General features: G+C 62.6%; 17 protein-coding genes, 4 tRNA genes and 1 pseudogene. 20 read left to right on the top strand and 2 right to left on the bottom strand.

The genetic code is table 11. The annotated features are described in order from the left end of the window. The first annotated feature begins 62 nt into the window (after positions 1-62). The 20 genes and pseudogenes from brnQ to ACTQ40_RS04650 all read left to right on the top strand — a co-directional run bounded on the left by brnQ (position 63) and on the right by ACTQ40_RS04650 (position 21145). Positions 63-1421, top strand: coding sequence for a branched-chain amino acid transport system II carrier protein (gene brnQ / locus ACTQ40_RS04745; protein WP_441563464.1), 1359 nt, complete (start codon positions 63-65; stop codon positions 1419-1421). A gap of 91 nt (positions 1422-1512) precedes the next feature. After that, positions 1513-1589, top strand: a tRNA-Pro gene (locus ACTQ40_RS04740). A gap of 6 nt (positions 1590-1595) precedes the next feature. Then, positions 1596-1669 (top strand) — tRNA-Gly (locus ACTQ40_RS04735). A 317-nt stretch (positions 1670-1986) separates the two neighbouring features. After that, positions 1987-2241: a hypothetical protein gene (locus tag ACTQ40_RS04730; RefSeq protein ID WP_427727528.1), complete on the top strand. Its 255-nt coding sequence runs from the start codon at positions 1987-1989 to the stop codon at positions 2239-2241. An 11-nt stretch (positions 2242-2252) separates the two neighbouring features. Beyond that, on the top strand, positions 2253-2462 hold the full coding sequence (locus tag ACTQ40_RS04725) for a hypothetical protein (protein ID WP_441563463.1): 210 nt from the start codon (positions 2253-2255) through the stop codon (positions 2460-2462). 39 nt (positions 2463-2501) lie between these two features. Then, a complete protein-coding gene (locus tag ACTQ40_RS04720) occupies positions 2502-3341 on the top strand; it encodes a formate/nitrite transporter family protein (RefSeq protein WP_441563462.1) in 840 nt (279 codons plus the stop codon). A 140-nt stretch (positions 3342-3481) separates the two neighbouring features. Beyond that, on the top strand, positions 3482-4939 hold the full coding sequence (gene selA, locus ACTQ40_RS04715) for an L-seryl-tRNA(Sec) selenium transferase (protein WP_441563461.1): 1458 nt from the start codon (positions 3482-3484) through the stop codon (positions 4937-4939). Next, complete coding sequence (locus tag ACTQ40_RS04710) at positions 4936-5718, top strand: GTP-binding protein (protein WP_441563460.1); 783 nt, start codon at positions 4936-4938, stop codon at positions 5716-5718. The genes selA and ACTQ40_RS04710 overlap by 4 nt, the downstream gene beginning before the upstream one ends. Continuing rightward, positions 5663-6901 (top strand): SelB domain-containing protein, encoded by a 1239-nt coding sequence (locus tag ACTQ40_RS04705; protein WP_441563459.1) that lies wholly within the window; start codon positions 5663-5665, stop codon positions 6899-6901. The genes ACTQ40_RS04710 and ACTQ40_RS04705 overlap by 56 nt, the downstream gene beginning before the upstream one ends. Before the next feature lie 36 nt (positions 6902-6937). Beyond that, positions 6938-7034 (top strand) — tRNA-Sec (locus tag ACTQ40_RS04700). Positions 7035-7383: 349 nt separating this feature from the next. Beyond that, entirely contained in the window at positions 7384-8739 is a 1356-nt protein-coding gene (gdhA, locus tag ACTQ40_RS04695) for an NADP-specific glutamate dehydrogenase (RefSeq protein WP_154515369.1), read from the top strand. A 121-nt stretch (positions 8740-8860) separates the two neighbouring features. Further along, positions 8861-9775: an FAD binding domain-containing protein gene (locus tag ACTQ40_RS04690; protein ID WP_441535903.1), complete on the top strand. Its 915-nt coding sequence runs from the start codon at positions 8861-8863 to the stop codon at positions 9773-9775. Further along, positions 9775-10218: pseudogene (locus ACTQ40_RS04685) on the top strand ((2Fe-2S)-binding protein); the annotation flags it as partial. The gene ACTQ40_RS04690 and the pseudogene ACTQ40_RS04685, both read left to right, overlap by 1 nt. A gap of 180 nt (positions 10219-10398) precedes the next feature. After that, entirely contained in the window at positions 10399-12606 is a 2208-nt protein-coding gene (locus tag ACTQ40_RS04680; RefSeq protein WP_441535911.1) for a xanthine dehydrogenase family protein molybdopterin-binding subunit, read from the top strand. 269 nt (positions 12607-12875) lie between these two features. Further along, positions 12876-12959 (top strand) — tRNA-Leu (locus ACTQ40_RS04675). 88 nt (positions 12960-13047) lie between these two features. Beyond that, a complete protein-coding gene (gene tig, locus ACTQ40_RS04670; RefSeq protein ID WP_441563458.1) occupies positions 13048-14349 on the top strand; it encodes a trigger factor in 1302 nt (433 codons plus the stop codon). A gap of 163 nt (positions 14350-14512) precedes the next feature. Then, the gene (locus ACTQ40_RS04665) at positions 14513-15133 is read left to right on the top strand and encodes an ATP-dependent Clp protease proteolytic subunit (protein ID WP_441563457.1); all 621 of its coding nucleotides are present in this window, start codon (positions 14513-14515) and stop codon (positions 15131-15133) included. A gap of 1 nt (position 15134) precedes the next feature. Next, on the top strand, positions 15135-16550 hold the full coding sequence (clpX, locus tag ACTQ40_RS04660) for an ATP-dependent Clp protease ATP-binding subunit ClpX (RefSeq protein ID WP_441563456.1): 1416 nt from the start codon (positions 15135-15137) through the stop codon (positions 16548-16550). 308 nt (positions 16551-16858) lie between these two features. After that, the gene (locus tag ACTQ40_RS04655) at positions 16859-19555 is read left to right on the top strand and encodes a valine--tRNA ligase (protein ID WP_427719738.1); all 2697 of its coding nucleotides are present in this window, start codon (positions 16859-16861) and stop codon (positions 19553-19555) included. Positions 19556-19801: 246 nt separating this feature from the next. Continuing rightward, complete coding sequence (locus ACTQ40_RS04650) at positions 19802-21145, top strand: bifunctional folylpolyglutamate synthase/dihydrofolate synthase (protein WP_441563455.1); 1344 nt, start codon at positions 19802-19804, stop codon at positions 21143-21145. Positions 21146-21384: 239 nt separating this feature from the next. Here ACTQ40_RS04650 and ACTQ40_RS04645 read toward each other — a convergent pair whose 3' ends face one another. Then, positions 21385-22473, bottom strand: coding sequence for a M24 family metallopeptidase (locus ACTQ40_RS04645; RefSeq protein ID WP_441563454.1), 1089 nt, complete (start codon positions 22471-22473; stop codon positions 21385-21387). A 466-nt stretch (positions 22474-22939) separates the two neighbouring features. Beyond that, positions 22940-23338, bottom strand: coding sequence for a DUF1667 domain-containing protein (locus ACTQ40_RS04640; protein WP_441563453.1), 399 nt, complete (start codon positions 23336-23338; stop codon positions 22940-22942). Position 23339 lies beyond the last annotated feature (1 nt).

Below are 23339 nucleotides of genomic sequence, written 5' to 3'. Positions count from 1 at the left end.
ATATACTTGCGGGACGGGTCTTTTGCCCGTCCCGTTTTTGTTTCGACCCGAAAGGTGGTCCCATGGCCTCATCCGCCTCGCGCGGCCTGCGCTCCGACCATGTCGTTACCGTCGGCATCGCCCTGTTCTCGATGCTCTTTGGCGCCGGCAACCTCATTATTCCGCCGCTGTTGGCGCTGCAGGCAGGCTCTGCCACGCCGCTCGCCATGCTCGGCTTTCTGATTGCCGCCATCGGCCTGCCCGTCATGGGTTTTATCGCCGTGGCGCTTGCCGGAACGGCGCGCGAGCTGGCCGGGCGTGTGCATCCTAAGTTTGGCGAATTCTTCGTTGCGGCGGTGTATCTAGCCATCGGCCCGTGCCTGGCTATTCCGCGCACGAGCTCCACGGCCTTCGAGATGCTGGTGCCGCTGCTGCCCGAGGGCGTCTCGCTCGGCACGGCACGTCTGGTGTTTGCCGTTGGCTTCTTTGTCGTCGCGTTTGCGCTCACGCTGCGTCCGGGCGTCATCACGCGCGTGCTCGGTCGCATTACGGGACCCGCGCTCATTGCGCTCATCGTGCTGGTCGTGGGTGCCGCCGTGGTCTCGCCGTTGGGACCGGCTGCCGCGCCTCAGGCTCCCTACGATGCGGGCGCTGCCGTGCAGGGCTTTCTGACCGGCTACCAGACCATGGACCTGCTCGCTTCGCTCGCCTTCGGCATTATCATCGCCGAGACCATCCACGAGCTGGGCGTGACCGATGACAAGCGCGTGGCCTTCGAGATCTCGCGTTCCGGTGTGATCGCCGGCGTACTCATGGCCATCATCTACTGCGGCCTGGCGCTTGCCGGCATGCAGCTCGGCACGGTTGTGCCCGATGCCACCAACGGTGCCGCCATCCTTGCCCGCTCTGCCTCCATGCACTTTGGTCTTGCCGGCACGATCGTGGTCTTTGCGATCTTTTTCCTCGCCTGCATGAACGTGTGCATCGGCCTCATCAGCTGCTGCTCGCGCTACTTCTGCGAGACGTATGTGGTCGAAGGGGGAGCGGAGGCTCCCGAGGAGGCTATGCGCCGTCCCTTTGCGGTTCTCGCCTTTGTGTTCGCGGCGTTTTCTTGCGTGCTCTCCAACGTGGGCCTCGACGCGATCCTCATGTTCTCGGTGCCCATGCTCAACGCCTTGTATCCCGTTGCCATCGTGCTGGTGCTTATGGGCCTGGTGCACGGCTTTTGCGACGCTCATCCGCAGGTGTGGGTCTGGGTCGGCGGCGTCGTCGCGGTGCAGAGCGTGATCACCTCGGTCCGCGACGCGTTCTTTGCGGGCGCGTGGCTACCGTTCGATGCGGTGCCGCTGGCGGATATTGGAGCCGCGTGGGCGCCGGCCGCCGTTGTGGCGTTTGTGATTGGTCTGCTCCATAGCCAGTTTGTCACACATTCGAGGAGCTAGGGTATCGTCGCTTGCACAAGCGGGAAGTCTCCCCTATAATTTCCTTCGCTTTGGGACACGCAAGGTTTAGACCTTAGCTGCTCAACACCTTCGGGACGTGGCGCAGTTTGGTAGCGCGCCTGCTTTGGGAGCAGGATGTCGCAGGTTCAAATCCTGTCGTCCCGACCATATCTTGCGGGCGTAGTTCAATGGTAGAACCCCAGCCTTCCAAGCTGATGACGCGGGTTCGATTCCCGTCGCCCGCTCCATAGGATAGTTTTAACGGCTTTGGCTCTATTTGGCGCCAGAGCCGTTTTCATAAGCGTGCCAGGCGACGGGAATCGAACCCGGCAGGGTGCGAAGCTGAGAAAATGCGTGAGCATTTTCCAGCGCAGCACGCAAGGGCCAATGGCCCGCAGCGAAACAAGGGTTTGCGAAGCAAACCCTTGGACTTCCCGTCGCCCGCTCCATAAGATTGATGAATGGCTCTGCTTCCTTTTGGAAGCAGAGCCATTTTCATATACATGCCGGAGACCCCACATCCCCTCCTAAGTTGCGGTGAAATACGGGCTGTTTTCCGGCTTTTATGGCCCATGTAGTCCGTATTTCACCGCAACTTGCACCTGAGCTTCAGGTTGAGATTGCTCGGCCAGGAAACGCCGGCTATTATCTGGCAGATTATGGTTGGCACGTGCCGTCGCTACTCGAGGCCTGCGATGCGCTGCTCGACGAACGCGGTTTTCGAGGGTCGGCCAAGGCCGGCATCTCGGTGTTTGACGACGACTTTGGCCTGCATGCTCAGCAGGTGGCACCATCCGCCTGCTCGACAAACGCGACGTAGCTCGCAAGTCGATGTTCACCACGCATTCGCTCCCTTTGTCGATTCTGATCGAAGAAATCGAGCAATCGTGCGATGATATCTTCTTCATAGGGATTCAGCCGGGCGACATGGAGTTCTACAACCCCATGTCCCCGGAAGTCTTTGACGCCGTTGACGCCGTGTACGACGCCGTGGCCGCCAACGACTTTTCCCACTTTGTCCGCTTGGGACAGGAGCTGTAGCAGCGCTTGTCCCTGGTGATTAGGAAAGAAGTGATTGACATGGCAGATTCCAAGGTGGAGTACCCTGCCCCCGATTGCCTGGCACCCGCCGCGATCGAGGCCAAGACCGAGGCCGCCGGCGTGACCAAGGCTAACCTGCCGGTCGCTCAGGCCTTTCTGTTGGCAATGTTCGCCGGTGCGTTTATCGCCTTCGGCGGTCTGTTCTTTACGGTGTTTTTGAGCGACAGCACGCTGGGCTGGGGTACCCAGCGCGTCGTGGGCGGCCTGTGCTTTTGCCTGGGCCTGGTGCTGGTGCTGGTGTGTGGCGCCGAGTTGTTCACCGGTAATTCGCTTATGGTCTGCGCGCTCAAGAGCAAAAAGATCACCCTGGTCCAGATGCTCAAGGCTTGGGTCGTTGTATGGCTTGGCAACTTTGCCGGTGCCTTGTTCATCGTCTTTTTGGTGTACATGGCCGGCGTTTACAAGCTCAACGGCGAGGCGGTCGCCAATTCCATGGTGAGTGTCGCCGCCGGCAAGGTGACGATCGACTGGCTGACGATCTTCTTCCGCGGCATCCTGTGTAACATCTTTGTGTGCCTGGCCGTGTGGATCGGTACCGCCGGCAAGACCGTGGTCGATAAGGTCGTGGGCATTCTGCTGCCCATCGCCGCCTTTGTGGCCTGCGGTTTTGAGCACTGCGTTGCCAATATGTACTTTTTGCCCATGGGTGCCGTGATGCACGCGTGCGGCTATGGTGCCGACGTCGCCGGCGCCGATGCGCTCAACGCCGCGGGCATTGCGTTTAACCTGTCCGCCGCCACGTTGGGCAACATCGTGGGCGGTGCGGTTCTGGTCGCGCTCGGCTACTGGTTTATCTACGCCAAGAAGTCTGAGGCGTAGGGTACCGTCTGTTTGACGTTGGACCTCCCGCGGGGCGTCGCCGTGCGAGGATAATAGCGATTGATTGACTCAGCCGATCGAATCGGCTGATAGTTTGACGTTCGAACGATTGATTCACCTTTGGTTTTGAAAGGCCGCACATGAGCGATAGCCAGAACATATCCGATGAGGTTCGCGCCCGCCTGCGCGCCATTCCCTCCGTCAACGAGCTGCTCGCCGAGTGGCCGGTAGTGAAGGCGGCGGGGGAGACCTGCGACGCGGTGGTGCATGCCGCCGTCACGGCCGAGCTCGACGAGGAACGCGCCGCCATTCGCGCCGGTGCCGCCCCGCGCTCTAAGCGCGACCTGGCCTTGGCAATTGAGTGGCGTGCGCACCGCTCCGCGCTGCCGAGCCTGCGCCCTGCCGTCAACGCCACGGGCGTGGTCATCCATACCAACTTGGGCCGCGCCCCGCTCGCGGAGTCGGCGGCAAAGGCCGTGGCCGAGGTTGCGCGCGGGTACAGTACGCTCGAGTACAGCGTGGACACCTGCTCGCGCGGGTCGCGCAAGGAACACGCCGCGCATCTGATCCGCTCGCTCACCGGTGCCGAGGACGCGCTTGTGGTCAACAACAACGCCGCCGCGGTGCTGCTGGTGCTGGCTACCCATGCCGCAGGCAAGGAGGTCGTCGTTAGCCGCGGCGAGCTTGTCGAGATCGGCGGCAGCTTTCGCATCCCCGATGTCATGGCGTCTTCGGGCGCCAAGCTCGTCGAGGTCGGCGCCACCAACCGCACGCACCTAGCAGATTATGAGCAAGCCATCACGCCCGATACGGCCATGATTCTCAAGGTCCATCCTTCCAACTATCGCATCGAGGGCTTTCACGAGGAAGTGAGCTCTCGGGAGCTTGCGGCGCTTGCTCACAAGCATGGCCTGCTGTTCTATGAGGACCAGGGTTCGGGCGCGCTCCTGCCCGATGACATCCTGGTGCGCGGTGGCGAGGAACCCACGCCGGCTTCGGTCGCGGCGGGTCTCGATATCGTGTCGTGCTCGGGCGATAAGCTGCTGGGCGCGGCGCAGGCGGGCATCATCATGGGCCGTCGCGATCTGGTCCAGGCCTGCGGCGCACATCCGCTCATGCGCGCTCTGCGTCCGGGCAAGTTGGCGCTTACGGCGCTCGAGGCCACGCTGCATATCTACATGGACGGCGCCGATGTTGCCCATCGCGATATTCCGGTGCTCAGCATGCTTACGCTGTCGCAGGCCCATTTGGAGCGACGTGCCCGCAAGCTGTGCGATCGTATGGTCGCCGGGCTCGATAAGGCCGGTTGCCCGTGCGCCGTTCAGGTGGAGATCGTCGAGGAATCGTCGACCCCCGGTGGCGGCTCGCTGCCTACCATGGAGCTGCCCACGATGTGCGTTGCCGTGCGTCTTGTTGACGCGCGCCTGACGGTCGATGCGCTCAAGCGCTCGCTTGTCCAGGACTTCGACACACCGGTTGTCACGCGAACCTCGCACGATCGCATTTTGTTTGACGTCCGTACGCTCGTGGGCGACCGCGATATCGAGACGGCGGCATCGACGCTTGCCGCATGCGTTGAGAAGGCGATTGCTCGATGAGTGAGGTCCAGGCGCTGGTGGAGTGTCCCGTTATCTTTGGCACGGCGGGCCACGTCGACCACGGTAAGTCGGCATTGATCGAGGCGCTGACCGGCAAGAATCCCGACCGTCTGGAGGTTGAGCGTCTTCGAGGTATGACCGTTGAGCTTGGCTTTGGCGAGCTGGCGCTGCCGAGTGGCAAGATTGTCGGCCTGGTCGACGTGCCTGGCCATGCCCACTACCTGCGCGCCATGGTGCAGGGCGCCACGGGTATCGACGTGGCCGTGCTGGTGGTTTCGGCCGTCGAGGGCGTGATGCCGCAGACCCGCGAGCACGTGCATGTGCTGGAGCTGCTGGGCGTTACGCATATGGTGGTCGCGCTGACGATGTGCGACCTGGCCGATGCCGAGATGACCGAGCTTGCCGAGCTCGATGTCGATGACTTTTTGTCGGGTACCGTGTTTGCGGGCGCGCCGATTGTGCCCGTGTCGTCCAAGACGGGCGAGGGGATCGACGGGCTGCTTGCGGTGGTCGACGAGCAGGTAAGTGCCTGCTGGGATGCTTGCCGCGACCGTTCCGATCGGAGCGATGCCTCGTCTCGCCTGCCGATTGACCGCTGCTTTACGATCAAGGGTGTCGGCACCGTCGTTACGGGAACGCTGCACGATGCGCCGGTTGCGGTGGGCGACGAGCTGATGGCTTTGCCGTCGCGTACGGTCTGTCGTGTGCGCGGGATTCAGGTGCATGGCGATACGCCGGGCGCTGCCTGGGCAACGCGCGGCGCTCAACCTGGTCGGTGACGGTGTCGCGGCGCTTGACCGTGGTGAGATGCTGGGCGTGGAGGGTCGCTTTGGTCAGACGTTGCGCTTTATGATGACGTTTACCTACCTGGGCCGCGAGGGCACCAAGCCGCGCGTGCTCGAGTCGGGCGCGCGCGTGCACGTGATGGCCGGCACGGCCGAGGTCATCGGCCGCGTCATGCTTTTGGAGGGCGAGGCCCCCATGGCGGTGGGCGAGACCCGTACCGTGCAGGTGCGCCTGGAGGAGCCATTGCCGCTGCGCGCCGGAGACCATGCCGTGGTGCTGTCGTATTCGCCCGTTATGCTCATCGGCGGCGGGCGTGTGCTGCTTTCGCGCTGCCGTCGCTCGCGCGAGCTTTCGGCCGGCGAGCGTGCGCTGTTTGCGGCGCTTGAAGCCGGCGATGTCGTTGCTGGCGTAGACGCGTGGCTGGCGCTGCAAGCGCTGCCGGTTGCGGCGGCTGATGTTGCCGAGGCGCTCGATCTTGTTGCCGGTGAGGCCGATGCCGCGCTGGGCGAGTTGGTGGCGCGAGGCGTTCTTTGCGAGCTTGCCGGCTCGGGCGGCACGTTGTATGCGAATGGCGCCGTGCTCGATGCCGCCATGGACGTGCTGGCGGCGACCCTGTCTGCCATGCACGCGGCGGCTCCCAAGGAGACGGGTTTTACGCCCGGCGCCGTTGCCCATGCTGCGTGGCCTGCCGCCGATGAAGGCGTTGCCGCGGCTCTGATTGCCGAGGGCTGCTCGCGTGGCGTGTGCGCCGCCGAGGGCACCGAGGTGTTCGACCCGCACTCCGCTGCTGCCGCGGCGCGTGTGGTGCGCGAGGCGTGTGAGCGCATTGTGGCGCTGCTCGACGGGGCCGGCCTCGATGCGCCGACGCTGCCCGAGGTGGGTGAGCGACTGCAGCTCGACCGCGACACCATGACGCGCGCCCTGCGCGAGCTTTCGCTCAACCGCTCGATCGTTAAGGTCGAGCGCGACGTTGCCCTGTCTGCCATCTCGGAAGCCCATGCGCGCGAGCTTGTCGCCGCTGCCATTGAGGCAGCCGGCGGCGCTGCCACCACGAGCGTGCTGCGCGAGGCTCTGGGCGTGTCGCGCAAACGTGCCATCAGCATCTTGGAGCACCTGGATGCCGCGCGCTTTACGGTGCTCGACAAGGAAGCCGGCGGCCTGAGGTCCCTACGCTAGACTGGCTGCTCGGTTTGGTAAAATACCGCCGCACTTGGGAACGGATGGGCTCCGGTGGGCTCCGCGGTCCTCAAAACCGTTGCGAGGCGTGCAAAACGTCTTGGATGTGTTCGATTCACATACGTTCCCGCCACACGCTACCAGCGCTTTTGTGCTCGCGGTCTTGCTGCGTGCCGCAAAGGCGCTGTTTTGTTTTTATGCGGGTCCGCCGTGTCGTCTGTCTTGCCGCCGGTGTGCCCGGGCGCATCATGTGTCCCCAATGTGGTGGTTTGGAACGTGTGGACGAAACAGCTTCGAAACACGCGATTTGTACGTCGGGTGCTCAAAAACGCTTCTACCTGCATCGTAATCAAAATGAAACATCTGCTCGTCGGCTTATGCGAAACTTTGCTGCAACAGTGCGATATTATCCATACACGATAAAGTTCGCGGCGCATGGGGTGCCGTGACCGACATTTTCGTTTCCCATCATTGGAGGAAGCATGAGCTACACGCAGAAAGTTCTCGAAGAGCTCAAGGCCCGCTATCCCGAGCAGCCTGAGTTCATCCAGGCCGCGACCGAGATCCTCGGCACCATCCAGCCGGCGCTCGACGCCCACCCCGAGTACGAGGAGGCCGCCCTGCTGGAGCGCCTCGTCGAGCCCGAGCGCATCGTCATGTTCCGTGTTCCCTGGGTCGACGATCAGGGCAAGGTTCAGGTCAACCGCGGTTACCGCGTCGAGTTCAACTCTGCCATTGGACCCTACAAGGGCGGCCTGCGCTTTAACCCGACGGTCACCCTGGGTATGCTCAAGTTCCTGGGTCTGGAGCAGATCCTCAAGAACAGCCTGACCACCCTTCCCATGGGCGGCGGCAAGGGCGGCTCCGACTTTGATCCCAAGGGCAAGTCCAACAACGAGATCATGCACTTCTGCCAGTCCTTCATGACCGAGCTCTATCGCCACATTGGCCCCAACACCGACGTTCCCGCCGGCGACCTGGGCGTTGGCGGCCGCGAGGTTGCCTACATGTTCGGTCAGTACAAGCGCCTGACCAACGAGTGGACCGGCGTCCTTACCGGCAAGGGCCTCTCCTTTGGCGGCTCGCTCGCCCGTACCGAGGCCACCGGTTACGGTCTGGTCTACTTTGTGGACGAGTACCTCAAGAGCCGCGGCGACTCCTTCGAGGGCAAGAACGTTGTCGTTCACGGCTCCGGTAACGTCGCTATCTACGCGGTCCAAAAGGTCGCCCAGCTCGGCGGCAAGGTGCTCGCCTGCTCCGATACCCACGGCTGGGTCGAGGATCCCGACGGCATCGACTACACCGTGCTCGAGCACGTCTACAACAAGAAGCGCTCCGGCCACGACAAGGGCGTCACGCTCGCCATGTATGTTGACGAGAAGCCCAACGCCGTGTGGCACGAGGGCGACGGCCGCGGCGTGTGGCAGCTGCCCTGCGACATCGCGCTGCCCTGCGCTCGCGAGAACACGCTGCTGCTCGAGGACGCCCAGGCGCTCGTCGCCAACGGCTGCAAGGTGGTCGGCGAGGGCGCGAACATGCCCACGACCATCGAGGCCACGACTTACTTCCAGGAGAACGGCGTCGCCTTTATGCCCGGTAAGGCTGCCAACGCCGGCGGCGTGCTCGTGTCCGGCCTGGAGATGAGCCAGAACGCCGAGCACCTGTCCTGGACCTTCGAGGAGGTCGACGGCAAGCTCGAGCAGCTCATGCGCGGCATGTTCCACAACGTGGACGACACCGCCAAGGAGTACGGCCAGGAGGGCAACTTTGTCATGGGCGCTAACATCGCCGGCTTCCTGAAGGTCGCCGACGCCATGCTCGCCCAGGGCGTCTGCTAAATCTTCGCTCGACATAGCATGTGATGAGGCTCCCAGCCATCAGGCTGGGAGCCTTTTTCTATGGTGGCGAGGGCTGTGCGCCCTCGTTTGGTACACTTAGAGGTACTGGATAAGTGAGGAGATGGGGGAGAACGTGCTCAAGTTCGGTACCTACGTTCGCGTTGGAAACGCGGCCGAAGCCTATGAGCTCTTACAGAAGAACCGCAACAACAAGATTGTGGGCGGCGGCATCTGGATGCGCCTGGGTTCGCGTCGCGTGGCGACGGCGATTGACCTTTCGGCCTGCGGACTCGACCAGATCGAGGAGACCGAGACCGAGTTTCGCATCGGTGCCATGTGCACCCTGCGCCAGCTCGAGCGCCATGCCGAGCTCAACGCGCTTGTCAACCATGTCTTTGAGTTCGCCGTCCACGATATCGTGGGCGTGCAGCTGCGCAACACCGCCACGGTGGGCGGCAGCATCTACGGTCGCTTTGGTTTCTCGGACGTGCTCTCGGCCTTTTTGGCGCTCGATTCATACGTTGAGCTGACGGGGGCCGGTCGCGTGCCGCTCGCCGAGTTCGTGGATATGGGTTACGTGCGCGACGTGATTGAGCGCGTCGTGGTCGTTAAGCACGATTACCGTGCAAGCTACGAGGCCGTGCGCAAGGCCGCGACCGACTTCCCCTCCTTAAACGTCACCGCCGCCTGGTGGGACAACAGCTGGCATGTCACCGTGGGTGCCCGCCCGCTGCGCGCGACCCTGCTGCAGGGCGAGGCATGTGGCCTGGTGAGCGAGCAGCCTTCCGAGGACGAGCTGCGCGCCCTGGCCGCGTCCGTACGCGCGCTGAGCTACGGCACCAACCTGTGGGGCTCGGCCGACTATCGCCGTTGCATCTCGGCGCCGCTGGCGATTCAGGCCGTGCGTCGCGCCGCCGGCATCGAGCTTTCGGCCTCGCTTGCCCGCGAGCTCGAGGGCGTGCAAGTGCCTAAGTTTGCCACGGACGAGTATTCCTGCCGCCGCGTGCCCGGCGTCGATTCTAGCGAGGTGCGCTAATGGCTGCCAAACTCATCGATCTTTCCTTTACGCTCAACGGCCGCAAGGTCAAGGTTCAGATTGCCCCCGACACCATGCTCTTTGCGCTGCTGCGCGAGCAGGGTTGCGCCTCGGTGCGCTGTGCCTGCGAAACCACCAACTGCGGTCTGTGCACGGTGTGGCTCGACGGCGACCCGGTGCTGAGCTGCTCGGTTCCCGCTGCGCGCGTCGAGGGCCGCTCCGTCACCACGCTCGAGGGCCTCAAGGCCGAGTCCGAGGCGCTCGCCCACGCAATGGCTGCCGAAGGCGCCGAGCAGTGCGGTTTTTGCGCCCCCGGCCTCATCATGAACGTGCTGGCGCTTGCCCGCGCCGCCAAGGAGGACCCGAGCCTCGTCGCCACGCGCGAGGAGCTCTCGCGCCAGCTCGCCGGCAACCTCTGCCGTTGCAGCGGCTACGAGAGCCAGCTGCGCGCCATCGTCCGCTTCCTTAACGAGTCCGGCGTGCAGGTGGGCTTTGAGATGCCCGAGCTTCCGGTCAACGACACCAGCTGCGATGGTGTCTCGTACAAGCAGATCACCCATAAGCAGCCCAAGAAGGACTCGAAGGCCCTGCTCGAGGGGCGTCCCGTCTACACAGGAGACCTGGTGCCCGCCGGCGCCCTTATCGTCAAGCTCAAGCGCAGCCCGTATGCCCGTGCCAAGATCCGCTCCATCGATACGTCGCGCGCCCTGAAGGTGCCCGGCGTGGTGGGCGTCTACACCTACGAGGACGTGCCCAAGCGCCGCTTTACCATCGCCGGCCAGAGCTATCCGCAGCCGAGCCCCTACGACCGCCTGATCCTCGAGAACCTGGTGCGCTACCAAAACGAGGAGGTGGCGATCGTCGCCGCCGAGACCGAGGAGGCCGCCGACAAGGCACTCAAGCTCATCAAGGTCGACTACGAGGTGCTCGAGCCCCTGCTCGACTTTACCCAGGCGCTCGATAACGACATCGTGGTCCACCCCGAGGGCGACGTGACCTTTATGTTCCCGCAGGGCGGCGACGTTGCTCGCAACCTGGTGTGCAGCGGTACCAGCGATTTTGGCGACCTGGACGAGGCCTTCGCCCAGAGCGACATCGTCTTTGAGCGCACTTACACCAGCCAGGCCACGCAGACCGCGCCCATGGAGACCTTCCGTGCCTTCGCGACGACCGACGCGTTCGGCCGCATCTCGGTGACCACCTCCACGCAGGTGCCCTTTCATGTGCGCCGCATGGTCGCGCAGTCGCTCGACATTCCGCAGTCGCAGGTGCAGGTTATTAAGCCGCGCATCGGCGGCGGCTTTGGCTCCAAGCAGACGGGCTGCTGCGAGATCTTCGTGGCGTTCGTGACGCAGCAGACTGGCCGTCCGAGCTATTGCTGCTACACCCGCGAGGAGACCATCACTGCGGGCAACTCGCGTCACCAGATGCAGATGACCGTCAAGCTGGGCGCCATGAAAGACGGCACCATCACGGCCATCGACCTGCACACGTTGTCCAACGCCGGCGCGTATGGCGAACATGCCACCACGACGATCGGCCTCTCGGGCCACAAGAGCCTGCCCATCTACAACCACGTGAAGGCGAGCCGCTTTAGGTGGGACGCCGTCTACACCAACACCAACCGCGGCGGTGCGTATCGCGGCTACGGCGCCACCCAGGGCCAGTTTGCCGTGGAGAGCGCCGTCAACGAGCTCGCCGACATGCTGCACATGGATCCCGCCGACCTGCGTCTTAAGAACATCGTGCGCGAGGGCGAGATTATGCCGCAGTACTACAATGAAAAGCTCAACGCCTGCGCGCTCGACCGCTGCCTGCTGCGTGCGATGGACATGATCGGCTGGCGCGACAAGCCGCTGGCCGTGGACCTGGGCGACCGCGTGCGTGCTCTGGGCTGCGCGCTCACCATGCAGGGCTCGGGCATTTCCAATGTGGATATCGCCGGCATCGACATGCGCCTGGAAGAGGACGGCTTCATTACCATCGGCACCGGAGCCACCGATAACGGCATGGGCGTCGACACGATCCTGGCGCAGATTGCCGCCGAGGAGCTGGGCGTGGAGAGCTCGCTTATCGTGGTGCGCGGCGTGGACACCGACGTCTCGCCGTTCGATGCCGGCTCGTACGCGAGCTCGGGCACGTACGTGACGGGCCTGGCAGCCAAGAATGCCGCGACCGAGCTGCGCGAGAAGATCTGCGCCAAGGCCGCCCAGATGTGGGACGTGGACGCCGCCGACGTGGTCTTCGACGGCCAGTACGTGCGTCTGTCTGACGAGCGCGCCGCTCGCGAGTGCGGCCGCTACCTCACGCTGCGCGACTTTGCCAACCTGTGCGTAAAGAACATCGCGGGCGGCGACGCGCTCACCTCGCATGCTTCTGCCTGCCTGCCCGTTTCGCCTCCGCCGTTTATGGCCGGCATTGCCGAGGTCGAGGTCGACAAGGCCACCGGCAAGGTGACTGTGGTGGACTATGCGGCGGCTGTGGACTGCGGCACCGTGATCAACGAGGCACTCGCGCGCGTCCAGGCCGAGGGCGGCATTGCCCAGGGCATCGGTCACGCACTCTACGAGATTGTCGAGCACGACGACCGCGGCCGCCTGCGCACCGGTAACTTTATGAGCTACAAGCTGCCCACGCGCCTGGATATCGGCAGCATTCGCGTGGCCTTTGAGCCGAGCTACGAGCCGACGGGCCCGTTTGGCGCCAAGTCGATCGGCGAGGTCGTCATCAACACACCGCTCGCCGCCGTTGCCTCGGCCGTGGCGCACGCCACCGGCCACCAGGTTCGCTCGCTGCCGATCACGCCCGAGAAGGCCCTGCTGGGGGAGTAGGCGAGGCGCGGCAGCCGCCGCTCTTTGGCAAGCCCGAGGAAACTGCAGCCCACTTTTCAACCGAATTGTGGGCTGCGGGAGATAGCCGATGGGGGTAGCTAATTTGGGACGGGGCTTTTTTAGCTACCCCCACAAGCGGGGTAGCTAAAAAGCCCCGTCCCAAATTAGCTACCCTGTTCCGCTGTAACTCGTGGTGAGGTCGTGGGTCTAAAAAGGTGTGCGTGCGCTTGCCGTTCGTATCTGCTATCATTCCTTGTCTGTGCGCTCATGCGGGCGTGGCGGAATTGGTAGACGCGCCAGATTTAGGTTCTGGTGGGATTCCCGTGAAGGTTCGAGTCCTTTCGCCCGCACCAACGCACCTGCGTCGGCCTCGGCCGTCGCGACACTTTGTTGCATAAAGGTACCAGCACCTCAGATAAGCTGGGCAGTATGAGGAGGAACGTGTTGAACATCACCGCTTCTGACGTCAAGGACGCCAAGCTCACCGCTACGGTCACCATCCCGGCCGCCGACGTCGACGCCGCGATCAAGAAGGTCTACAAGGACACCGCCAAGAAATACCGCTTCCCGGGCTTCCGTGCCGGCAAGGCTCCCCGTCCGGTCATCGACGCTGCTCTTGGCGCCGAGGCCACCCTCGCCCAGGCCACCAACGATCTGATTGCCGCCAACGAGCCCGCCGTCCTCAACGAGCTGGACATCGTCCCCACCAAGAACGGTGACTACAAGGAGCTCGACCTCGCCAAGGATCACGAGGACTACACCTACACCGTCGAGTTCTCTCTGCGTCCTGCCGCCGAGCTCTCCTCCTACGACGCCGTCGAGATCGAGATGCCTCCCGCGGAGGTCACCGAGTCCGAGATCAACAACCAGGTCGAGATGCTCCTCAACTACCGTGCCACCTTCGAGGACGTCGAGGATCGTGCCGTCGAGGCCGAGGACTACGTTACCGTCGGCCTCAAGGCCGTCGAGAACGCCGACAACTTCGCTGCCGAGGGTCGCATGCTCATCGCCGGTAGCGACAGCAACCCCAAGGAGTTCAACGAGGCTCTGATCGGTGCTAACGTCGACGACGTCAAGACCGTCACCTGGACCGACGAGGTCGAGGAGGGCGAGGAGGCCGAGACCCACACCGTCGAGGTCACCGTCAAGGGCATCAAGGTCCGCAACACCCCCGAGCTCACCGACGAGCTCGTCAAGTCCGATTTTGGCTTCGACAGCATCGACGCTATGCGCGACGCCATCAAGCTCGAGATCGAGCAGGACAAGGCTTCCCGCCTTCCTGCCGAGAAGGAGAACCGTTGCGTCGCCGCTCTCGCCGAGCGCCTGCAGCTCGAGGAGATGGACGCCGACTATGAGCAGTCTGTCTTTGAGGAGCTTGGCCAGAACTTCCTGTCCAACCTCGCTGCCCGTGGCATGACGCTGGACACCTGGCTGCCCGCTTCCGGCCTGACCATGGAGCAGTTCATCGGCGACCTGCACAAGCAGGCCAACGACGTTGCCCGCGAGTCCCTGGCGCTCGACGCCCTCGCCCGTGAGCTCAAGATCGAGGTCACCGAGGACGACGTCAACGCCGAGTTCGAGAAGGCCGGCGTCAAGGACGTCGAGGCTTCCAAGGCCGAGTTCATCGCCGATGGACGCATGCCTGCCGTCCGCGAGTCCATCCGTCGCTCCAAGGCCGTCGATCACCTGGTCGAGAACGCCAAGGTGACCGAGGTCGACGAGACCGCCAAGGACGCCGAGTAATTCTCGCCACCTTTCCCGCGAGCGCATGCAGGCGCCCGTGATGGGGTAAAGTTATAAACCGGTTATTCGGTTGCTTCGTACGGTGCCAGCCAATGCATAGCATGCGGGCACCGTACGTTTATCTAGAACCAATTTGGTCCGCAAGAGAGAAATGGAGATGCGTATGATCGCTAAGTTCGATTCCGCCCTCGTGCCATACGTTATCGAGCAGACGCCGCGCGGCGAGCGCAGCTACGATATCTATTCGCGCCTGCTCAACGACCGCATCATCTTCTTGGGCGAGGAGATCAACTCCGTCAGTGCCAACCTGGTCGTTGCCCAGCTGCTGCATCTTGAGAGCCAGGATGCCGAGAAGGATATCTCGCTCTACATCAATTCGCCCGGTGGCGAGGTCTACTCCGGCCTGGCGATTCTGGACACTATGAACTTTATCAAGCCGCAGGTCTCTACCATTTGCGTCGGTATGGCCGCGTCTATGGCCGCCGTGCTGCTTTCGGCCGGCGCCAAGGGCAAGCGCTTCTGCCTGCCGCACTCCAAGGTCATGATTCACCAGCCCAGTGGCGGTGCCCAGGGTCAGCAGACCGAGATCGAGATCGTGGCCGAGGAGATCAAGAAGACCCGTCGCGAGCTCAACCAGATCTTGTCCGACGCCTCGGGCCAGCCGATCGAGAAGGTCCAGGCCGATACTGAGCGCGACAACTACCTGACCGCTGCCGAGGCGCTTGACTACGGCCTGATCGACCGTATCGTTACCTCGCGCGATCTTGCCGAGAAGGACGCCTAGGATGGCCGGTAACATGCAGGACAACTTTGACGAGAACGGCAACCCCATCCGCTGCTCCTTCTGCGGAAAAGAGCAGGGTCAGGTGCGCCGCCTTGTAAAGGGCCCTACCAACATCTTTATCTGCGACGAGTGCGTTGCCGCCTGCTCCGAGATCTTGGAGGAGTCGCTGGCTTCGGACTTTATGGATGCCGCCTGCAACGGCAAACTGCCGGGCTTCCTCAACGACCACGGTCAGGCTGCCGGGCAGCCTGTCATGGATCCCGAGGCCGAGGGCTTTGAGCTCGAGGACGACGTGCGTCAGGTCATCACGCACGTGCCGACCCCGCACGAGATCTATGACGAGCTTTCGGCCTATGTCATGGGTCAGGAAGACGCCAAGCGCGCCATGTCGGTTGCCGTGTACAACCACTACCGTCGCGTGATCGAGGGCGGCGCCGCGCTTTCGGCCTTTGACGAGGCCTCGGGTGCGGGTTCGCGGCTCGACGACGATATGGACGAGGTGGAGCTCGCCAAGTCCAACATCTTGCTGCTCGGTCCCACCGGTACCGGTAAGACCTTGCTCGCCCAGACGCTCGCGCGCATCCTCGAGGTGCCGTTTGCCATCGCCGACGCCACCGCACTCACCGAGGCCGGTTACGTGGGCGAGGACGTGGAGAACATCCTGCTCAAGCTCATCAATGCTGCCGATGGCGATATCGAGCGTGCGCAGGTTGGCATCATCTACGTGGACGAGATCGACAAGATCGCCCGCAAGGCCGAGAACCTCTCCATCACCCGCGACGTTTCGGGCGAGGGCGTTCAGCAGGCGCTGCTTAAGATCCTTGAGGGCACGGTGGCAAGCGTTCCGCCCACCGGCGGCCGCAAGCACCCCCAGCAGGAGCTGCTGCAGATCGACACGACCAATATCTTGTTTATCTGCGGCGGTGCCTTTGTGGGTCTGGACAAGATCATCGCCGATCGCGTTGGCAACAAGGGCGTGGGCTTTAACTCCGAGATCGCCGGTCCCACTTCGGTCGACGAGAACGACCTGCTGCGTCAGGTGCTCCCGCAGGACCTCAACGCCTTTGGTATGATCCCCGAGTTTGTGGGACGTACGCCCGTCGTCACCCAGACACAGGCGCTCGACGAGGACGACCTGGTGTCGATCCTGACCGAGCCAAAGAACGCCGTTGTGCGTCAGTACCGCAAGATGTTCCAGCTCGAGGACGTTGAACTTGAGTTTGAGGACGCCGCCCTGCACGAGATTGCCCGCATGGCGCTTGCCCGCAAGACCGGCGCCCGCGGCCTGCGCTCCATCTGCGAGGACGTGCTGCAGCAGACGATGTTCGACCTGCCGAGCGAGGAAGGAGTCGCCAAGGTCATCGTGACCGAAGCCTCCGTAAAGGGCACCGAACAGCCCCAGCGCATCTACGGCTAACCTGCCAAAAAGGGACAGGTTTATTTTGGCAGGTTTTATCAGGGAGAATGACGTTTGCCCATATAAAACCGACCAAAATAAACCTGTCCCTAAATGGTAGGTTTCGCAAATGTGAATTTGAATAGCCTCCGACCACCCGCGGTCGGAGGCTATTTTATATATACGCAATAACCCCAACTACCTGTGTTATTCTGTGTGTTTGTTTAAGCCTCAGCGAAGTCGTATCAGACTGAAGTAATTGATACCTAAGGGGAGGAATGCAGACCCTGGCGGGCCTACATTCCTCCCCGGTGGGACGGGAGAGATATATGGAAGAGATGCCCAAAAACTACGATCCGTCGACCAACGAGCCGGCGATCCTGCAGAAGTGGCTCGACGGCGGCTACTACAAGCGCCGCGAGGGCGTGGGCGACTGCACTGTCACCATTCCGCCTCCCAACGTGACCGGCAAGCTCCACATGGGTCACGCCACCGACGACTCCATCCAGGATGCCATCATCCGCATGGCCCGCATGCGCGGCAGGTCCACCCGCTGGGTGCTCGGTACCGACCACGCCGGTATCGCCACGCAGACCAAGGTCGACAAGAAGCTCAAGAGCGAGGGCATCAGCCGCCTGGAGATCGGCCGCGATAAGTTTGTCGACGCCTGCTGGGATTGGACCCACGAGTACGGCGGCATCATCGTCGAGCAGATCAAGCGTATGGGCTGCTCCGTCGACTTTGATAACGAGCGCTTTACCATGGACGAGGACTACGCCCAGGCCGTGCGCAAGGTGTTCTGCGACTGGTACCACGACGGCCTGATCTACCGCGGCAAGCGCATCGTCAACTGGTGCCCCAACTGCACCACCGCCATCTCGGACGACGAGGCCGAGTACAAGGACGAGAAGGGTCACCTGTGGCACCTGCGCTACCCGCTGACCGAGCCGGTCAACGGCCAGGACTACATCGTCGTCGCCACTACGCGCCCCGAGACCATGCTCGGCGACACGGGCGTGGCTGTCTCCCCGAAGGACCCCGAGAAGGCCGCCTTTGTGGGTAAGACCGTCAAGCTCCCCATCGTCGACCGCGAGATCCCCATCTTTGAGGATTGGCATGTCGACGCCAACTTTGGCTCCGGCTTTGTCAAGGTCACCCCGGCCCACGACCCCAACGACTACGCCATGGGTCAGGCCCACGACCTGCCGCAGATCAACATCTTTGACGAGCATGCGGTGGTCGTCGAGGGCTACGGCGAGTTTACCGGCATGACCCGCGAGGAGTGCCGCGAGGCCGTCATCAAGTGGTTTGAGGAGCACGACCTGCTCGATCACGTCGAGGATCACGATCACTCCGTCATGCACTGCTACCGTTGCGACTCCGCACTGGAGCCGTGGCTGTCCGAGCAGTGGTTTGTGGCCGTCGACAAGCTCAAGGGGCCGGCGCTCGATGCCGTCAACTCCGGCAAGGTGACCTTCCATCCCGCGCGTTGGACGCAGACCTATACCACCTGGATGGAGAACCTCAAGGACTGGTGCATCAGCCGCCAGCTTTGGTGGGGCCACCGTATTCCCGTGTTCTACTGCGAGGACTGCGGCTGGGAGGATGCCCTTACCGAGGACACCGACGTGTGCCCCAAGTGCGGCGGTCATCACGTACATCAGGACGAGAACGTGCTGGACACCTGGTTCAGCTCGCAGCTGTGGACTTTCGCCACGCAGGGCTGGCCCCAAAAGCCGGAGCTGCTCGAGGGACATCACCCCACGACGGCACTCGTCACCGCGCGCGACATCATCGCGCTGTGGGTCGCCCGCATGGTCATGAGCTCGCTGTACTTCCTGGACGAGGTGCCGTTTAAGGACGTCGTCATCTACCCGACGATTCTTGCCAAGGACGGCAGCCGCATGTCCAAGTCCAAGGGCAACGGCGTTGACCCCATGGACCTCATTGGCATGTACGGCGCCGACGCCATGCGCTTCAACCTGCTGACGCTCTGCACCAACAACCAGGACGTCAAGTTTGACGCGAACATCGATAAGAAGACCAAGAAGCTTATCGACAGCCCGCGCACCGAGCAGGCTAAGTCGTTTGTGACCAAGATCTGGAACGCCAGCCGCTTCCTGCTTATGAACATGGAGGGCTACACGCCCGGCGAGCCTGTCGTAGAGACGCCGGCCGACGCCTGGATGTTCAGTCGTCTGGCCAAGGCCGTCAAGATGGTCACCGAGGGCATCGAGAACTACACCTTTGGCGACATGGCCCGCGGTGTTCAGCAGTTCTTCTGGAACGAGGTCTGCGACTGGTACGTCGAAGTCACCAAGGCGCGCCTGAAGGGCGAGGGCCGTCTGCAGGCGCAGCGAAACCTGATCTTTGTGCTCGATACCTCTATTCGCCTGATGCACCCGCTCATGCCGTTTGTCACCGAGGAGATCTGGGACAACATGCCGGCGAGCGTGCTCGACCTGGACGCCGAGGGCAACGTGGACCGCGCCGAGGCGCTCATGATCGCCAAGTGGCCCGAGCCTGCCGACTATGTCAAGTATGTCGACGAGGACGCCGAGCGCGCGTTTGAGCTGTGTCGCACCGTCGTTTCTGCCGCCCGTGCCACGCGTTCGCGTTATCGCTTGAGCCCCAAGGCCGAGCTCGACGTGGTCGTGCGTGCCGGTGCCGAGGACATCGAGAAGCTCGAGAGCCTGCGCTCGACCATCGAGCCGCTGGCCAATACCGCCTCGCTGGTCATGGGTACCGATGTTGAGAAGCCGGCTGCGAGCATCGCCGTGGTCGACAGCGGCGTCGAGGTCTTTGTGGTGCTCGAGGGCAAGGTTGACCTTTCGGCCGAGAAGGCACGTCTGGAGAAGGAGATTGCCGCGGCCCAGAAGGAGCTCGCCGGCTGCGAGAAGACGCTCGCCAACGAGGGCTTTGTGGCCAAGGCCGCGCCCGCGGTGGTCCAGAAGAAGAGGGACCGTGCAGCTGAGCTCAAGGAGATCCTGGAGGCGCTGACTGCTCAGGTTGCTGACTTCTCGTAGGCGTTACTGGGGGACGCGGTTTGGGGCATTGCTCGCTACTGCGGACACCTATTCCGCCGTTCTAACGAACGGCGGCTGGCTCGACGCTGCAAACGCCTCTGATGGCCAATCTGCCGTTCAACTTCGGGCGCATGGGCATAAGCCCTATGCGCCCTTGTTTCACGGCACCTTGGCTCATCAGAGGCGTTTTCGCTGACTATCCTCAACCTATACTGTTTTATTTATCTATGAATGGCGGTTCTGAAAATGCCTAAGCGTTCTGGCTTGTATACCGTTCCTTTTGAGTTTGATTTGCTTTCGTTTAGTGAGGCTGTGGGGCTTGCTGCCGATACGGGGCGGATTTCTGGGGATGCTGGTCCTCTGCTCGAGACGGTTGTCGATATGCTCGATGAGCTGGGGCGGCCGGACGAGTACTTTGATTGCATTCAGGTTGCCGGTACCAATGGCAAAACTTCGACCACGCGTTTTTCGGCTGCTATCCTTCGCGGCGAGGGGCTCAAGGCTGCGCTTTATACGTCGCCGCAGCTTGTTCGCTATCCCGAGCGCATGGAGGTCGATGGGCACGTCGTAAGCGATGAGGCGTTTGCCCGTGGCGTTTCTGCTGCTGTTGAGGCGGGGCATCGAGTGAATGCGCGCCGCGTGGTGGCGGGGGAGCGTGCCTATACCATCACGCCGTTTGACCTGCTGACGGCCGCCGCGCTTGTGGTGTTTGCCGAGGCTCGCGTGGATGTTGCCGTGCTCGAGGTCGGCATGGGCGGTCGCTGGGACGCCACGAGCGCGACCGATCCCGTTGCCGTTGCCATCACGGGCATCGGACTCGATCACACGCGCATTCTGGGCGATACGCTCGAGGCCATTGCGGGGGAGAAGGCCGCCGTCATTAAGCCCGGACGCCTGGTTGTGCTGGGCGAGGGCACGCATGAGCCGAGCGTTCAGCGCGTTATGGACACCCGTTGTCGCGAGTGTGGTGTGGTGCCGCTGGTGGTGAGCCACGCCACGACCAAGGTGCCGGCGCATGTGGGCGATACGGTTGAGTTTAGCTGTACCACGCCGCGTGCGATTTATACGTCGAGCATGGTTAAGCCGGCGTATCAGCCGCAGAATGCCGCGTGCGCGATTATGCTCTGCGAGGGGTATCTGGGTCGCGAGCTCGACCACGAGGCGCTTGATGCTTCGCTTATGGGCTGTGCCACGCCGGGCCGTTTTGATGTGTTGGGAACCGACCCGCTCAAGCTGATCGACGCCTGCCATAACCCCCAGAGTTGCGAGAACTTTGTGAGCGCCTTGGACGAGATCGATCCGTGCGTAGAGAATCGCCCCACGTTGCTGTGCGCCGCGCTGGCAGACAAGGACGTGGCGGGTATCGTCGACGTGCTGATCCCGGCCTTCCCGCGCGTGGTCGTCACACAGACCGATTCCGATCGCGCCCTGCCGGCGGAGGAGCTTGCTGCCTTGGTGGACTCCGATAAGCTCGCAGGCGTGTACCCGAGCGTGTCCGAGGCCCTCGCAGCCTTTGAGGCCGCAGGCGAGCCTTTCGTAGCAGCAGGCACCATCACCCTGGCCGGCGAAGTTGCCGGTCTGCTCCGCTAGATCCCTTCCGCGGGGTAGCTAGTTTGCCTGCTCGCCACGAAATGGGCCTATCTACTACGTTTGACCGGCTACCCTCAACCATGCCGAGAATCGCAAAATCAAAACCGCAGGTAGAAGGCTTGCCAATTTTCAAAAAATACCCGCATGGTCGCCCCATGCGGGTTAAACGTAGTAGATAGGCCCATTTCGTGGCGGCATTCATGTGATGCGGCAAAGGGGCTGTCCCTTTGCCGCATTGCCTAGTCTAGGCGGACCGGATCGTGGGGGTAGGCGTTGAGGATCTCGACGCCGCTCTCGGTGACCAGGGCAAGGTCCTCGATGCGGACGCCGGTGCGGCCGGGGAGGTAGATGCCCGGCTCGATGGAAAACGTCATGCCCGGCTCCACGACCTGCTCGTTGACGAGCGAGACGTCACCCGGCTCGTGGTCTTGCAGGCCGATCGAGTGTCCCAGACGGTGCGTAAAGTACTTGCCATAACCCGCGTCCTCAATCACGTCGCGCGCGGCACGGTCCAGGTCGCACATGCGCACGCCCGGGGCGATGAGCGCCTCGGCGGCCTCGTTGGCGCGGCGCACGATGTCGTAGATGCGTGCCGTCTCCTCGTCCGGCTCGCCCCAAAAGAACGTGCGCGTCATGTCCGAGCAATAGTTGCGGCGACGTCCGCCAATATCGAACAGCACCACGTCGCCACGCTTGAGTACCGTATCGTCTGGCTCGTGGTGCGGGTCGCCGGCGTTGGCGCCAAAGCTCACGATGGGCGGAAAGCTAAAGCCCTCGCAATCGTGCTTGCGATACAGGCCAAGCATCTGGTCGGCGATCTCGCGCTCTGTCACGCCTTCGTGGACGAGCTCGATCGCGTCGGCCATCACGGCGTCGTTAGCGGCCGAGGACACGCGCATAAGCTCCTGCTCGGCGGCGTCTTTGTAGGTTCGCGTGGCGGTCACGGCAAAATCGCCTAGGAAGAATTCGCTCGCGGCACGACGATCCATAAGGGGCATCAAGAAGCCGGAGCGCATGACGGTGTCGATGCCGAGCGGTTTGGTCGGATCAACCTCGCGAGCGATGGCGTCGGCCACGACGTCGGTATCGGTGTGGTACGCGACGCGGGCATTGTCATACTCGGGCAGCTGATGCAGCGCGTTGACCAAGATCACGGGCTCGCTACCGCGTGCGAGCAGTACGCCGCAAAAACGCTCGAACATATCGGCATAAAAGCCGGTCAGGTAATAAATCGACCACGGGTCGTTTACGAGCAGCTGCGCGCCGGGGTACTGAGCCTCGAGCGCATCGAGCACGCGTGCCACGCGCTGGTCATCGACATGTGCCATACATCGTCCTTTCGTTAGGTTGCCACCATGGTATCCCCAATGCCAGGGTAGTCAATTTGGGACGGGGCTATTTTAGCTGCGTCAAACATGCGAGCTGATAGGTAAAAGTAGTCAATATGGTCCCGTCCCAAATGGGCTGGTTTCAAAACTATGGCGGATTACGGGGCTGGACCTGTATTACTTGACCATGGGAAAAATCGCGAAATTAAAACCGCAGGTAGAAGGCTTATCAAAAATCGAAAATTGCCGGTATGGGTGGGGGTCTCCGAATCAGCCCCGTAATCCGGCATAGTTTTGAAATGGCACTAAAGTAGGCACAAGCTAAATACCGATCCCAAGGCAAGTTGCGGTGGAATAGTTCCTTGATGCCGGGGTTTTGGCGGAAATCGGGAATTATTTCACCGCAATTGAGGAGGGGCGGGGCGGATGCGGGGTAGCTAAAAGAGCACCGTCCCAAACGAGCTGCTTAGGCCGGGTCGATGTCCATGCTGGCGATGAGGTCGGTACCGGTGTCTAGGAGGTTGGGGAGGACTACATCGCCCATGTGGATGGGGACTTTGACCACTAGGCCGCGGATGAGGTCCATGGTCTGGGCATGGAGTTCGAGCGGGATGGCTTCGGCCGTGCGAACGGGCAGCAGTGCCTCGTCGCCGCCTGATACTGCCACGGTGGTAGTGAGGACGCGCATGGGGCAGGTGAGCTCCTGATGTGCGAACTTATCGCCGCGCGGGCAGCTGTTGCCGGTCACGGCGCGCACCGTCGCCACGCGGTCGTCGGCCCCGCGCTCCACTTCCACCGTAAGGAGGCACTCGGATGGGCAGGTGGTGCAGTTGAACTGTAGCGTCTCGATCGCATTTGTGCTCATG

The sequence above is a fragment of the Collinsella sp. Sow4_D11 genome (genome assembly GCF_052116465.1).
GTDB lineage: Bacteria > Actinomycetota > Coriobacteriia > Coriobacteriales > Coriobacteriaceae > Collinsella.
This window is presented reverse-complemented; position numbering and strand designations above follow the sequence as displayed.

Excerpts from the sequence above, each read along its gene's own strand:
- ACTQ40_RS04705 (WP_441563459.1), top strand. The coding sequence starts at position 5,663 with ATGGCGATACGCCGGGCGCTGCCTGGGCAACGCGCGGCGCTCAACCTG.
- ACTQ40_RS04665 (WP_441563457.1), top strand. The coding sequence starts at position 14,513 with ATGATCGCTAAGTTCGATTCCGCCCTCGTGCCATACGTTATCGAGCAG.
- selA (WP_441563461.1), top strand. The coding sequence starts at position 3,482 with ATGAGCGATAGCCAGAACATATCCGATGAGGTTCGCGCCCGCCTGCGC.
- ACTQ40_RS04650 (WP_441563455.1), top strand. The coding sequence starts at position 19,802 with ATGCCTAAGCGTTCTGGCTTGTATACCGTTCCTTTTGAGTTTGATTTG.
- gdhA (WP_154515369.1), top strand. The coding sequence starts at position 7,384 with ATGAGCTACACGCAGAAAGTTCTCGAAGAGCTCAAGGCCCGCTATCCC.
- ACTQ40_RS04645 (WP_441563454.1), bottom strand. The coding sequence starts at position 22,473 with ATGGCACATGTCGATGACCAGCGCGTGGCACGCGTGCTCGATGCGCTC.
- ACTQ40_RS04690 (WP_441535903.1), top strand. The coding sequence starts at position 8,861 with ATGGGGGAGAACGTGCTCAAGTTCGGTACCTACGTTCGCGTTGGAAAC.
- clpX (WP_441563456.1), top strand. The coding sequence starts at position 15,135 with ATGGCCGGTAACATGCAGGACAACTTTGACGAGAACGGCAACCCCATC.
- ACTQ40_RS04640 (WP_441563453.1), bottom strand. The coding sequence starts at position 23,338 with ATGAGCACAAATGCGATCGAGACGCTACAGTTCAACTGCACCACCTGC.
- brnQ (WP_441563464.1), top strand. The coding sequence starts at position 63 with ATGGCCTCATCCGCCTCGCGCGGCCTGCGCTCCGACCATGTCGTTACC.
- ACTQ40_RS04730 (WP_427727528.1), top strand. The coding sequence starts at position 1,987 with ATGGCCCATGTAGTCCGTATTTCACCGCAACTTGCACCTGAGCTTCAG.
- ACTQ40_RS04655 (WP_427719738.1), top strand. The coding sequence starts at position 16,859 with ATGGAAGAGATGCCCAAAAACTACGATCCGTCGACCAACGAGCCGGCG.
- ACTQ40_RS04725 (WP_441563463.1), top strand. The coding sequence starts at position 2,253 with ATGTTCACCACGCATTCGCTCCCTTTGTCGATTCTGATCGAAGAAATC.
- ACTQ40_RS04710 (WP_441563460.1), top strand. The coding sequence starts at position 4,936 with ATGAGTGAGGTCCAGGCGCTGGTGGAGTGTCCCGTTATCTTTGGCACG.
- ACTQ40_RS04720 (WP_441563462.1), top strand. The coding sequence starts at position 2,502 with ATGGCAGATTCCAAGGTGGAGTACCCTGCCCCCGATTGCCTGGCACCC.